Below are 11,998 nucleotides of genomic sequence, written 5' to 3'. Positions count from 1 at the left end.
TAAAAAGCATTATGAAGGTGGAGGATATATGAGTTCAAATAAATTGATATACGGAGCACTTGCTCAGTTTAATACTGTTCCAGAAATTTATCATGCTTGTGAAAAAGTGCGAGAAAGAGGTTTTATAAAATGGGACGCTCATTCTCCTTTTCCTATACATGGTTTAGATAAAGCTATGGGACTACCTCAAAGTAAACTTTCTTGGATTGTGGGTGGGACATCTGCAATTTTTGGAATCGGTGGATTTTTACTTTGGATGTGGATGAATGGTGTAGATTATAAAATGGTTATTGCGGGTAAACCTTTCTTAGGTCTATTAGGTTATTTTTTGCCTGGATTTGAATGCGCAGTTTTATCTGCTGCTATTGCTTGTTTAGTAGGTATGCTTGCATTAAATAAACTGCCGCAATGGTACCATTCTTTATTTCGCTCAGAAGCTTTTAAAAGAGTAACGGATGACAGTTTTTTTATTTCCATTGAAGCAACTGATCCAAAATTCCATCCAGTAAAAACTGTGGAATTCTTAAAAGAATTAGGCGCAACTCAAGTGGAACTTGTGGAGCAGTAAAAATATGGCACAGATTAAATGTAAAATAAAAACAATGTCACCCATTTTAGGAGCGGCTTTTTTGTCTCTCGTTTTAATTGGCTGTCGTGGACAAAGAAGTAAAGAACCACCTATAATTCCGATCCAAAATATGGTTGAGCAAACTTCTTATGGGCCTCAATCACAAAATGAAAATTATAAAGATGGTCGAGCATATCGTCCACAAATTTTAGAAACAGTAGAATTTGGTAAAGATAAAACAAACATTCGTCTATATCAAGGTAAAGAACCTGAATCAACGGAGCAAAATCCTATTTGGGTTAAAAAAATACCTATTGAAATTAATGATAAAGTTATGAAACAGGGACAAATATCTTATAATGTATTTTGTACACCATGTCATGATTATGCAGGTGACTCTAATGGACTTGTTACACAAAGAGCGGGAGGTTCTATCCGTCCTTCCAATTTGCATGATAAAGAGCGGCTTGCCTTACCTGTAGGTAAAATTTATGATGCCATTCATAATGGAGTCAACAATTGGAATATGCCTGGATTTGCTTCGCAATTGAGTGTGGAAGACAAATGGGCTGTTGTCGCATATGTTCGTGCATTACAATTAACAAGACGTGCAAGTTTAGAAGATATACCTTCGGATATAAAAGCTAAAAATGGTTGGAGTAATAAAAAATGAGTGGCAGCCACACTAAAGTTACGTTAACAAAGGAAAATGCTCGTTTACCCCAAGAACATTTTTTTTCAAAATTACCTCTTACTGGGACTGCTATTGGATTAACGTCACTTTTAATTGCATTTATGCTTGGGCGTTCCAATTCAACCTATTTTTTCTTTTCTTTTCATGTTTGGTGGCTTTTCTTTTTAAGCATTGCAATTGGAGCTGTATTTTTTGTTTTAATACAATTTGCGACCAAGGCTGGATGGAGTGTTGTTGTTAGGAGATTAGCTGAAAATATAAGCATGACAATGCCTTTATTTTTTGTGTTACTTATTGTCATGGTTATTGGGTCTCATACTTTATTTCATCATTGGCTAGGTCATGAGGCATTATCAGATAAAATTATCCAATCTAAGCAATGGTATTTAAATATTCCTTTTTTTTATGTGCGCTCCGTTTTTTATATGATTGTATTTACTTGGGCAGCAGTATATTTTTCCAAATATTCAGCACAACAAGATGAAACTGGCAATCATGAAATTACTTATAAATTGCAAAATGCGAGTTATCCATTTTTGATTGTTCTAGGATTTTCTGTTACTTTTGCTGCATTCGATTGGATTATGTCCTTAGATCCTCACTGGTATTCAACAATTTTTGGACTTTATTTCTTTGCAAGTTGTTACATGGTATTTTTTGCTGTTCTAATAATAGCAACAAGAATAATGCACAATGTGCAAATTTTAAAAGATGTTATTACAGTTGAACACTATCATGATATGGGCAAACTTCTTTTTGGGCACACATGTTTTTGGGCATATGCAGCTTTTTGTCAGTATCTCCTCATTTGGTATGGTAACATACCGGAAGAAACAGCATGGTATGGAATACGTGAAAACCATGGTTGGTTTTATGTATTTGTGTTACTTTGTGTCGGTCATTTTATAGTTCCATTTTTATTTTTGATGGCAAGAAGGGCTAAGCGTTCACGTACTCTTATTTTGATTGTAGCAGCGTGGATGTTGTTTATGCACTTCCTCGATCTTTACTGGTTGATTGTGCCAACGGGATTTGAAGAAGGTCCTCAATTCGGTTTAATAGATATATTCTGTTTTTTAGGAATTGGTGGTCTTTTTGTTGCATTATTTGCTGCAGTGACTCGAAGAAAGGCTCTTGTTCCTATTAAAGATCCTCGTCTTCCAGAATCAATGACTTATGAAAATGTGTAAGGTGGATTGAGATGTTAAAATTTATCAAAGGGCTTCAAAAAAACTTATCGTCTGAGCATCATTCTTCAGGATCAGAACCTGAAGATGAACCCGATCGTCCACCCGTGTTAGTTACAACTGTAATAGTTGTATTATCTTTTCTATTTCTTTTGCTCGTTGCTATTGCGGCTTCCACTGTTCTTTGGAAAGCAACAGAATCTCGTGAAAAAGAAGTTGAAACGGGAATGGCCGATCCGCATAGAATTGAATTTATGAAACAACAAGAAGCCATTTTATCGACATATAAAAAATTAGATGATGGTTACTATCAAATTCCTATATCACAAGCGATGAAGAAATTTGTGCAAGAACAAAATAGTAATTAGTCAGGAGTTATTGTTTTGAAGTCTTATATTGTTAGTATTAAAATCCTTTTAATATTTCTTTGCTCAATTTTGAGTAAAGAAATATTTGCATTTGACGAAAGAAATCCTTTCCCAAATGCAAAAGGCCCCTCGACAGGTTCGGGCTTGCCACTAAATAAAGTGCCAACTGTTATGCAGGGTGTTACAATTACAGAAAAACTTGGAAGTTCTATTGATCTCAATAATACATTTATGGACTCAAGTGGTAAAGTAACAAAGCTTTCTGACATGCTCGCAGACGGCAAACCGCTTATTTTAACTCTCAATTATTATCGCTGCACTTCTCTTTGTTCTTTGCAATTAGTAAATTTTGCAAATACTTTGAAAGAAATGGGCTGGAAAATTGGAAAAGATTTTAAAATTGCAACTGTTAGTTTTGACCCAACAGATACCCCGCAATTAGCAAAAGAACAGCAAAATCATTATTTATCTCTTACCGAACAAAAAAACGCCGATTGGCAGTTTTATGTTGGCGCGGATGAGAGTATAAAAAAATTAACAGATGAAGTTGGTTTTTACTATAAATATGACACAGCAAGTAAGGAATTCGCCCATGCTGCTGCCATATTTATCATCAGTCCGGAAGGAAAAATATCAAGGTATCTTTATGGTATAACTTATAAAGTACGTGATATTAAGTTTTCTTTAATGGATGCTTCTTTGAATAAAATTGGTTCCCCGACGGATCAGGTGCTCTTGACATGCTTTCATTATAACCCAACATCTGGGAAATATGATGCATTTGCTGTGGGAATGCTTCGCATTGGGGCTTCAATAACAGTGTTTTGTTTATTTCTTATTTTAGGATTCTTTTTTTGGCGTGATAAGCGCAAGGCAATTTAGGGAGTGTGAAACGTGTCAGAAATAGTAAAGGCTGAAACAACACCATGGCAAGGATCATTCTGGTTGCCACAAAATGCTTCGCCAATGACAAGTGGACAAGATGCGTTGTTCTATTTTATTTACAGTTTATCTGTACTTTTCTTCGTGCTTGTTGTTGGATTCATGGTATTTTTTGCATGGAAATATCGCAAACGGAAAGAAGGTGAAAGCACTGCAAATATTCATGGAAATACCAAGCTCGAAATAATTTGGAGTGTCATTCCAGGTTTGCTTTTTATTGTAATCTTCGTTTGGGGCTTTTTCGATTGGATTAAATTGAATGTTGTCCCTCAAGGCGCTTTGGAAGTTAAGGTAACTGGCAGAAAATGGGACTGGTTATTTACGGATCAAAAAACGGGAGCAGAAACTTCAGATTTAATTGTTCCAATTAATACCCCTGTAAGATTAACTATGTCTTCTGCAGACGTTATACACGGTTTTTATATTCCTGACTTTCGTATAAACCGCGATGTGTTACCAAATCAATACACAGTTGTCTGGTTTAAAGCTGAAAAAGAAGGAAGTTATCCTATTTTATGTACACAGTATTGCGGAACAAAACACTCACAAATGGTTCGCTATGTGAAAGTGGTTTCGGAAGAAGAATACAATAAAGCTATGATAGCAGCGCAAGGTGCCGGTCTTTCGCCAGAAGAACTGGGTAAAAAAATCTTCTCTGGAAAAGGTGCATGTGCATCTTGTCACAGTGTAACTCCAGATAGCACAAAAATGGTCGGGCCCCCACTTTTTGGTGCTTACGGTGAAAATAAATCTGTAACTAACAAAAATGGTAAGAAAGAAACTATAAAATTTGATGATAATTATATTCGTGAATCTATCGTTGATCCGAATGTTCGGGTTGTTGTTGGTTATCCTCCAGTGATGCCTTCTTATCAAGGGCAATTAGATGAAAAAGAAATGAATGCTCTGGTTGAATATATTAAATCACTGAAAAAATAACGAATAAGATTTTTTGGATATTTAGGAGTTTTGCTTATGGAAAAACGAGATATGGGAAAACCCGTATTGTTTGCGGAAATGCTTGCATCGCATCATGATACAGGTTCAAATTATTTGAATGCAAAAAAAGGATTTTTATCCTGGTTGTTTACGGTGGATCACAAACGTATTGGCGTTATGTATTTTGTCGCAATATCAGTTTTCTTTTTAGTAGGAGGATTTTTTGCAATCCTTTTACGTGCTGAATTAATGCAAGAAAGAATTGTTAATGCAACTGCAAACTCATATATGATAAGTGCCGATCACTATAATGAAGCTTTTACTTTTCATGGTTCAATTATGGTGTTTCTCGTAATTATTCCTTCGATACCTGCTACTTTAGGAAACTTTTTACTCCCACTTATGATTGGTGCTAAGGATGTTGCCTTCCCAAAATTAAATTTAATGAGTTTTCATATTTATATTGTAGGTGCAATTTTTCTTGTGTACACAATAGCATTTGGCGGACTGGACACAGGTTGGACATTTTATACACCTTACAGTACTGAAACGTCTACATCCGTTGTTGCTGCAGTTTTTGGTGCGTTTATCTTAGGATTTTCATCAATATTAACTGGTCTTAACTTTATCGTAACAGTTCATAAAATGCGTGCACCAGGTATGACTTGGGTCAAAATGCCATTATTTGTATGGGCTATCTATGCTACAAGCGTTATTCAAGTATTAGCAACGCCAGTGCTAGCTGTTACTTTAGTCTTGGTAGCTATGGAGCGCTTGTTAGGGATCGGAATTTTTGATTCGAGTTTAGGTGGAGATCCTATTTTATTTCAAAACTTCTTCTGGTTTTATTCACACCCTGCTGTTTATATCATGATCCTTCCTGGCTTCGGTGTAATCAGTGAACTTATTACGACACATTCACGAAAAAGTATTTTTGGTTATAAAGCAGTTGCAATTTCAAGTATTGGTATTGCTGTAATTGGCTTCTTTGTTTGGGGACATCATATGTTCACAAGTGGTCAATCTGCTTTTGCGACTGTGTTCTTTTCATTCTTAACCTATGCCGTTGCGGTTCCAACTGCCATTAAAGTCTTTAGCTGGGTTGCAACTCTTTATAAGGGGTCAATCTCATTTACGACTCCAATGTGTTATGCTCTCGTCTTTTTGTTTTTATTCTTAATTGGCGGCTTAACAGGAATATTCTTAGGTGCAATTTCGACAGATGTTCACTTACATAATACTTATTTTGTTGTTGCGCATTTTCACTATGTGATGATGGGTGGTACTTTAATTGCTTGGATCGGTGCAATTTTTCACTGGTGGCCAAAAATTACTGGTAAAAAATACAGTGAAGTGTGGGGAAGAATCAGTGCAGTCGTTGTATTTTTAGGATTCAATTTAACATTTTTCCCTCAATTTGTGATGGGAACACGAGGTATGCCTCGTCGATATTATGATTATTTACCAGAATATTATAATTTCCATTTGCTTTCTACCATTGGTTCCTTTGTTCTTTCTATTGGTTTATTCATGGTACTTTTTATTTGGCTTCATTCTATTTTCTTCGGGAAAAATGAAACTAGCTCAAATCCATGGAAAGCAAAGTCAATTGATTGGACTGATACAGCTGTCGTTCCTATTGAACATAATTTTGAAAAGCAACCGATATCAACGCATGGGCCATATGATTTTGATGAAATAGTCAAACCAGCTCATTCGTCGGGAGGTCATTGATCTATGTCTTTGCATAGCCACGAAGGTGAACACCCTAAATATTTAGCGCATCATTTTAAATCCATGAGTCAGCAAACAGCTGCCGGCAAGCTTGGCATGTGGATTTTTATGGCGCAGGAATTGTTATTCTTCTCAGGTCTATTTTGTGCATATGGTTTTATGCGCTTTATGTATCCTGATATGGTAGCCCAAGGTCAGTCCTCTATGGACTGGCGACTGGGTGGTGTCAACAGTGTTATTCTCCTTGTCAGTTCTTTAACGATGAGTTTGTGTGTGCGTTCCGCTCGTTCAAATAACAAAGCGGGAACAGTGAAATTTCTTATTGCGACAATGATCTGCGGCTTTTTGTTTTTGGTCATTAAAATGTCTGAGTGGGGAATGCACTTTCATGAAGGATATTATCCTGGAAAATTCTTCAGTCCAGTCGCCCATGCAGATATACAAAACCCATTGGCACACATATTTTTTGGTCTTTATTACGTTATGACAGGTATGCACGGTTTGCATATTGTTGTCGGTCTTGGCCTTATGACATGGATGCTTGTACGCGCGAATCGTGGAGAGTTTAGCTCCGAAAATTATGTTTCGTTAGAAAATACAAGTTTATTCTGGCACCTTGTCGATATTGTTTGGATATTCCTATATCCACTCCTTTATCTCGCAAAGTAACAGTTTGGGAGAGCAAAATTATGTTGAAGACATCAAAAAATAGTAACAATCAGTTAAATGCCGACAATTCTGCTAGTCATCATGAACATTCAAAAAATAATGAGCATGGTCTTTTGCCTGTTCGTCTATATATAGGTATATTCATTGTTCTATTAATGATGATATTTATGAATATTGGCATTTCAATGCTGCCCATACCATCCATTTGGATTATTTCGCTATTAATATTTATTGCCGTGATTCAAACAATATTAGTGTCTGTCTTTTATATGGAACTTATCCATGAAGATAAGTTTTATTCGTTTATTTTTGGCTCGGCTATATTGTTTATGCTTCTGTTTTTTGGCATTACACTCGGAGAGATTAGAGGTAGAGATTTCTTTACTGCAACTGAAGGTGTTAAGATGATGAGAGGCGTTGATCAAAATGGAAATTATGCGCCAGGTGGTCCTAAAATAGAAAAGAAAAGTGAAGGGTCGCATTGATAAATGCGACTTATTTTAGTTTTTTTCAGCTTGCTTTTTTCTGATTTTTCTTAAAAATTTATAAATTTTTATTTTATTTTCTTCGCTTCTTTCAAGAATAAATGCAGTGAATAAATTCTTCAATTTATTATGATTCTCTAAAACTTCAAATTTATTATCTCTAGATAAGCTCTCGTAAGAAGTATTATCTATACCAAATATATCATAAATAATTGTCATAGTTAAATAAGTTTTAAGAATTGCGAGGATTCTATTAATATTTTTTAACTCATTTAACTTAAACTGATTTTCTTCATACGGTGAAGATAATGTGACAGCGAGGGGAGCTTGGAGGATTTCTTTATGAGTCATTTCAGATACGATGACAAGATTCATAAAGAGATCACTCATTTTTAGATCTTCTGAGTTTATTATTTTTAATCTCTTTTCAAGTAACTCCGAAATCTCGGCATTATGAATATTTTTATAATTATTTTCTTGGAAAAGTAGATATAAAACATCATAACTAAATTGAATTGGATTATTGCTAGATAGATCATAAACAAAAAAAGAATCATCATCGTTCGTCTGTGGTTTAGATTGTGTCAATACCACGTAGTTTTCAAACGAATCGCTCTCAATGCAGCTGATCCCAAAACAGGGGGCGGCTATACTTTTTATTGAGGGATAACTCAACGCGGGTATATTTTGTAATAAAGAAAAAGCGAGAGATATTTTAATTAAAATATTGAAATTATTCATATAAATCCTGTATTTGTCGGTTGTAATTCCACCGAAATGGCAGCAGCGCGAGGCTATAAAATAAAATTTATATTTGCAATCTGAAATAAAATATTAGATAATTTTATTTGGATTGCATTGTTCTTTCTGATCTTTATTATATTGATTTTAATTGGGACTTATGGACTTTATACAAATACCTTATTCGATTTGGCAAAATGAGAGCAGCTTAGAGACAAAGCCGAAAGTTTCTTTGATTGTTACTTGTTATAATAATTTTAAATTTCTGGAACTGACCTATTATAGTCTTATCAATCAGTCTCTCGAACGTAAGCAATTTGAAGTTGTTGTTTGTGATGATGGTTCAAATCCTGAGAATTCCAGTCAAATTCAAAAGCTCCTAACTCAAGCTCCTTTCGCCACAACCTATCTTTGGCAAGAAGACAAGGGATTTCGAAAGTCTGAAGTTTTAAATAAAGGTATCTATCATTCTAAAGGTGATTACCTTGTATTTATCGATGCAGATTGTATTTTGCATCATAAATTCTTAGAAGATCATCTTAATTTTGCTGAGCCTAAAGTAGCTCTTGCTGGCAGAAGAGCAGAATTGACAAAATCAATCTCGCAAAAACTCTCTGCGCAGAAAATTTTAGACAAATATTTAGAAAAAATCACTTGGTGGTTATTTGTTTATTTATCCTTTTTTAAAGATGGCAATGGATTTAAAACTATTTATTTTAAGAATGATTCTTTATTTAACTATTTTAATAGAAAAAAAAGAGGAATTGTTGGTTGCAATTTTTCTTGTTATAAAAAAGATATTGAAGAAATAAATGGCTTTAATATGAAGTTTCAATCCTATGGAGGAGAAGAAAGTGATCTCGAATATCGCTTGCGTTTAACTGGCGTTAGAGTTCGTTCTTTGTGCCATCGTGCAATACAATATCATATTTTTCATGCAAAAAGAGAACAAGGTTCTAAACAAATTTTAAATGAAGCTCTTTTAAAAGAAGTTGAAGAGAAAAAAATTCCATACACCGATTGTGGCTTGGATTTGCTTGTTAAGAATTAAATTTTTTAATTGGAACAAGTCTCACTAAGTCCATCTAGGTTCTCCGATTCTTTGTTAAATGATATTTTATATGAATAGGTACTTTTCACAATATTTATTTTATATTTTGAATCATAATTAGAAGAAAGCTAAACTTTAACAGAATATAGCCGTTGGCTTAAAATATAGAGGAATTTATTATTTCCCTATTTTCATTATTCGCAGAATTTGAGCGGGATCTTATCAACTTAGTAACAAATGAAGTTCTTGCCAACAAATAAATGCAATGGTTTTGCCTTGGATAGCCAAAAGATATATTTTAAAAAAGAAAACCTGATAAAGACTTACTTTAAAAAAAAAAGTTGCTAGATTTTGGTTTGTGCGTTATAAATAGAAAAATTTTTTTAAATTACTCCAATTATTTCGGCTTGAATTTGTATATTAATAAACTTGATTTACGATGTCTACCAGAGAGTAAAAAATCTGCCTCAGCGTAAACAAAGCTAATAATTCATAAAGATTAAGGCTTCTGAAATTTCGGTGATTAGCACTTAGAGCCCGAATTGATTGTTTTTAAAATATGATATTATTTTTTACAATTTTGAAAAATATAAAAAATAAGTTGAGATAAAAAAATAAATGAAGTAACACTTATTAATAATGAATTGGTAAGCTAATTCATTTGGGAAAATTCTTTTTAGAGTTTATTTGTTAATAAATTAATTTATTAAAAATGCGAAAAATTGTTGAATTTTAATAATTTATGGATAAAGGATAACTATAATGACTATTTCAGTTAATATCAAGGCTGGAAACACAATTGCAGACTCTAAAGTGAATGTTGAAGGTTTCGAAAAATATGTCATTACATCTGCTGAGAGAAATTCTTTTGGTTTTGGAACAGATAGTTTACTTAAAGAAGCTATTGGCAAACTTATGGGAAAAAATCCAGATTATGCTTATTTGACAAAAAATCAAACTGAGTTATACAATAAATACAATTGGTCAGAAGTAACTGTTATTTTAAATGCAAAAAGCACAGAAATACTTGAATTATCATCTAAACCTTCTATTATAAAAACACAAACATTTAGAAATAATAGCAGTGTAACTGCAGTTTGTAATGCGTCAATTTCTTCTCAAATAACAAATACAGTTACTAGTACTTGGTCATCTTCAAACTCCGTATCTTTTAATGAAAAAGTTAAATGTAAAGCAACATTTTTGGGACTAGGAATTGAAGAAGAAACAACTTTTGGCTATTCTTATAATTGGGGTCAAGGAGGTTCAAATAGTCAAACAGAAACAATTGGGTCCACTTCTGGGTTCTCTGTTACTTTAAACCCCGGAGTATCTGTTCAAGCAAATTTAATTTCTAGCAAAGGAACAATGAAAATTAGAATTGTTTATACAGCAACTTTAATTGGTGAAACTGTGTTTGATTATTCAAATACGTATAATGGACATCATTATTATGCATCATCAATTAATGATGTTATAGAAAGAGCAGGATCTCCACGAAGTGTAGATATTACAGAAGAAATAGATATCGATTATTATTCTAATTCACAAATTGATATTATAGATGCAGAAGGAAAAATAACGAATTCATTCTTTTCTAACAAACCTTCAATATGTTCTGAATTTGTTTCAGAACCAATTAATAATGCCTAAAAATTAGGAAGTGCTTAGACAGAATAATTAAACTGAAACGTCTTACAAGTTTAAAAAACTTTTTCTAAAAAATGAAGCTTGCAATTTGATTTAAATTAATTGATTATTTGCTCTACCGCTTTGGAGCAGCTCTTCAATACTACAAGTATTTATTTCTCTTTAATATCCATTAAAATGATCCGAGTTAAAGCAAGTATCTTTGTTAAAAGAAGTAGAAGAAAAAAATATTCCATACACCGATTGTGGCTTGGATTTGCTTGTTAAGAATTAAATTTTTTAATTGGGACACATCTCACTGAGTCCGTCTAGGTTCTCTGCTTCTTTCGTAAATGATATTTTATATGAATAGTTACTTTTCACAATATTTATTTTATATATTGAATCATAATCTGAAGAAAGCCAATCTGGAATTTCTGAAGATGAGTTTTTTGTCTCTTCTGTACAATAAAAATTGCAGAGGGTTCTTATGTGCAGCGCATTTAAAATAATTATAGACTCAGTATACAGACAGAGCTACTTTAGCGTCTATTTCTTTGAGTGGTTGGATTTTTTGCACTGTTCGATTAAAAACAGTAATAACTGAGTCTGAATAATAACCAATTTCAATATTTTCACTTATTTCTATATTATTTGGAATATTTGCTGCTTTCATAATTTCTGCAGTTTTTAATACGTAAAAATGGTGCTTATTAAAAGGGGGATCATAGTTCAGTGCAATGTTTGCTCCCAATGAAGCTTCATAAACTACCTGCACTGAGAACAGTGGTTACTGTTACTCCTGGTTGCAAAACAACAGTCACTCCAATTTTGCCACAAGCCGTTGTGAGTTCGTCTGAATTTGCGACTTTAAAATTTATTTTTTCAGCTTCATCAATGATATGTTGTGTATTCCCTTGAGTTGTTACGTTAGATAAGGCGAAAGATGTTCCTGCTAATATAATTACAGATATAGACATATATTTATTTA

Annotated in this window: 14 protein-coding genes; 11 read left to right on the top strand and 3 right to left on the bottom strand. The window is 33.5% G+C overall.

Features of this window, described 5'->3' with window-relative positions; translation table 11 throughout:
* The first annotated feature begins 28 nt into the window (after positions 1-28).
* The 9 genes from EZS29_RS14640 to EZS29_RS14600 all read left to right on the top strand — a co-directional run bounded on the left by EZS29_RS14640 (position 29) and on the right by EZS29_RS14600 (position 7,586).
* A complete protein-coding gene (locus EZS29_RS14640; protein ID WP_130612449.1) occupies positions 29-568 on the top strand; it encodes a DUF3341 domain-containing protein in 540 nt (179 codons plus the stop codon).
* Positions 569-572: 4 nt separating this feature from the next.
* Positions 573-1,241 (top strand): c-type cytochrome, encoded by a 669-nt coding sequence (locus EZS29_RS14635; RefSeq protein ID WP_130612446.1) that lies wholly within the window; start codon positions 573-575, stop codon positions 1,239-1,241.
* Complete coding sequence (locus tag EZS29_RS14630) at positions 1,238-2,452, top strand: quinol:cytochrome C oxidoreductase (protein ID WP_130612443.1); 1,215 nt, start codon at positions 1,238-1,240, stop codon at positions 2,450-2,452. Before EZS29_RS14635 ends, EZS29_RS14630 begins: the two co-directional genes overlap by 4 nt.
* A gap of 11 nt (positions 2,453-2,463) precedes the next feature.
* A complete protein-coding gene (locus EZS29_RS14625) occupies positions 2,464-2,817 on the top strand; it encodes a hypothetical protein (protein ID WP_130612441.1) in 354 nt (117 codons plus the stop codon).
* A gap of 15 nt (positions 2,818-2,832) precedes the next feature.
* The gene (locus EZS29_RS14620) at positions 2,833-3,699 is read left to right on the top strand and encodes an SCO family protein (RefSeq protein WP_130612438.1); all 867 of its coding nucleotides are present in this window, start codon (positions 2,833-2,835) and stop codon (positions 3,697-3,699) included.
* Between the two features lie 12 nt (positions 3,700-3,711).
* Positions 3,712-4,698: a cytochrome c oxidase subunit II gene (gene coxB, locus EZS29_RS14615; protein ID WP_130612435.1), complete on the top strand. Its 987-nt coding sequence runs from the start codon at positions 3,712-3,714 to the stop codon at positions 4,696-4,698.
* Between the two features lie 78 nt (positions 4,699-4,776).
* The gene (locus EZS29_RS14610; protein ID WP_130612936.1) at positions 4,777-6,432 is read left to right on the top strand and encodes a cbb3-type cytochrome c oxidase subunit I; all 1,656 of its coding nucleotides are present in this window, start codon (positions 4,777-4,779) and stop codon (positions 6,430-6,432) included.
* A gap of 3 nt (positions 6,433-6,435) precedes the next feature.
* On the top strand, positions 6,436-7,101 hold the full coding sequence (locus tag EZS29_RS14605; protein ID WP_130612432.1) for a cytochrome c oxidase subunit 3 family protein: 666 nt from the start codon (positions 6,436-6,438) through the stop codon (positions 7,099-7,101).
* A gap of 20 nt (positions 7,102-7,121) precedes the next feature.
* Positions 7,122-7,586 carry a cytochrome C oxidase subunit IV family protein gene (locus tag EZS29_RS14600; protein WP_130612429.1) on the top strand — a complete coding sequence of 155 codons (465 nt, stop codon included), beginning with the start codon at positions 7,122-7,124 and terminating at the stop codon, positions 7,584-7,586.
* Positions 7,587-7,601: 15 nt separating this feature from the next.
* Here the strand turns inward: EZS29_RS14600 and EZS29_RS14595 are convergent, their stop codons facing one another.
* Positions 7,602-8,327 carry a hypothetical protein gene (locus tag EZS29_RS14595; RefSeq protein WP_130612426.1) on the bottom strand — a complete coding sequence of 242 codons (726 nt, stop codon included), beginning with the start codon at positions 8,325-8,327 and terminating at the stop codon, positions 7,602-7,604.
* Positions 8,328-8,487: 160 nt separating this feature from the next.
* On the opposite strand from EZS29_RS14595, the gene EZS29_RS14590 reads away from it, so the two are divergent.
* Positions 8,488-9,378, top strand: a complete 891-nt coding sequence (locus tag EZS29_RS14590) for a glycosyltransferase (RefSeq protein ID WP_130612423.1) — start codon at positions 8,488-8,490, stop codon at positions 9,376-9,378.
* A 762-nt stretch (positions 9,379-10,140) separates the two neighbouring features.
* A complete protein-coding gene (locus tag EZS29_RS14585; protein WP_130612420.1) occupies positions 10,141-11,031 on the top strand; it encodes a follicular epithelium yolk protein subunit in 891 nt (296 codons plus the stop codon).
* A gap of 496 nt (positions 11,032-11,527) precedes the next feature.
* On the opposite strand, the gene EZS29_RS15775 is transcribed toward EZS29_RS14585, so the two are convergent.
* Together EZS29_RS15775 and EZS29_RS14580 are read right to left on the bottom strand one after the other, a co-directional pair.
* Positions 11,528-11,683, bottom strand: coding sequence for a hypothetical protein (locus EZS29_RS15775; protein ID WP_172603979.1), 156 nt, complete (start codon positions 11,681-11,683; stop codon positions 11,528-11,530).
* Positions 11,684-11,768: 85 nt separating this feature from the next.
* The gene (locus EZS29_RS14580; protein ID WP_130612417.1) at positions 11,769-11,987 is read right to left on the bottom strand and encodes a hypothetical protein; all 219 of its coding nucleotides are present in this window, start codon (positions 11,985-11,987) and stop codon (positions 11,769-11,771) included.
* Between the last annotated feature and the right edge of the window lie 11 nt (positions 11,988-11,998).

This window comes from Fluviispira sanaruensis, assembly GCF_004295685.1.
In the GTDB taxonomy this organism is placed as follows: Bacteria; Bdellovibrionota_B; Oligoflexia; order Silvanigrellales; family Silvanigrellaceae; genus Silvanigrella; species Silvanigrella sanaruensis.
This window is presented reverse-complemented; position numbering and strand designations above follow the sequence as displayed.

Excerpts from the sequence above, each read along its gene's own strand:
- EZS29_RS14640 (WP_130612449.1), top strand. The coding sequence starts at position 29 with ATGAGTTCAAATAAATTGATATACGGAGCACTTGCTCAGTTTAATACT.
- EZS29_RS14635 (WP_130612446.1), top strand. The coding sequence starts at position 573 with ATGGCACAGATTAAATGTAAAATAAAAACAATGTCACCCATTTTAGGA.
- EZS29_RS14630 (WP_130612443.1), top strand. The coding sequence starts at position 1,238 with ATGAGTGGCAGCCACACTAAAGTTACGTTAACAAAGGAAAATGCTCGT.
- EZS29_RS14625 (WP_130612441.1), top strand. The coding sequence starts at position 2,464 with ATGTTAAAATTTATCAAAGGGCTTCAAAAAAACTTATCGTCTGAGCAT.
- EZS29_RS14610 (WP_130612936.1), top strand. The coding sequence starts at position 4,777 with ATGCTTGCATCGCATCATGATACAGGTTCAAATTATTTGAATGCAAAA.
- EZS29_RS14605 (WP_130612432.1), top strand. The coding sequence starts at position 6,436 with ATGTCTTTGCATAGCCACGAAGGTGAACACCCTAAATATTTAGCGCAT.
- EZS29_RS14600 (WP_130612429.1), top strand. The coding sequence starts at position 7,122 with ATGTTGAAGACATCAAAAAATAGTAACAATCAGTTAAATGCCGACAAT.
- EZS29_RS14595 (WP_130612426.1), bottom strand. The coding sequence starts at position 8,327 with ATGAATAATTTCAATATTTTAATTAAAATATCTCTCGCTTTTTCTTTA.
- EZS29_RS14590 (WP_130612423.1), top strand. The coding sequence starts at position 8,488 with ATGGACTTTATACAAATACCTTATTCGATTTGGCAAAATGAGAGCAGC.
- EZS29_RS14585 (WP_130612420.1), top strand. The coding sequence starts at position 10,141 with ATGACTATTTCAGTTAATATCAAGGCTGGAAACACAATTGCAGACTCT.
- EZS29_RS15775 (WP_172603979.1), bottom strand. The coding sequence starts at position 11,683 with ATGAAAGCAGCAAATATTCCAAATAATATAGAAATAAGTGAAAATATT.
- EZS29_RS14580 (WP_130612417.1), bottom strand. The coding sequence starts at position 11,987 with ATGTCTATATCTGTAATTATATTAGCAGGAACATCTTTCGCCTTATCT.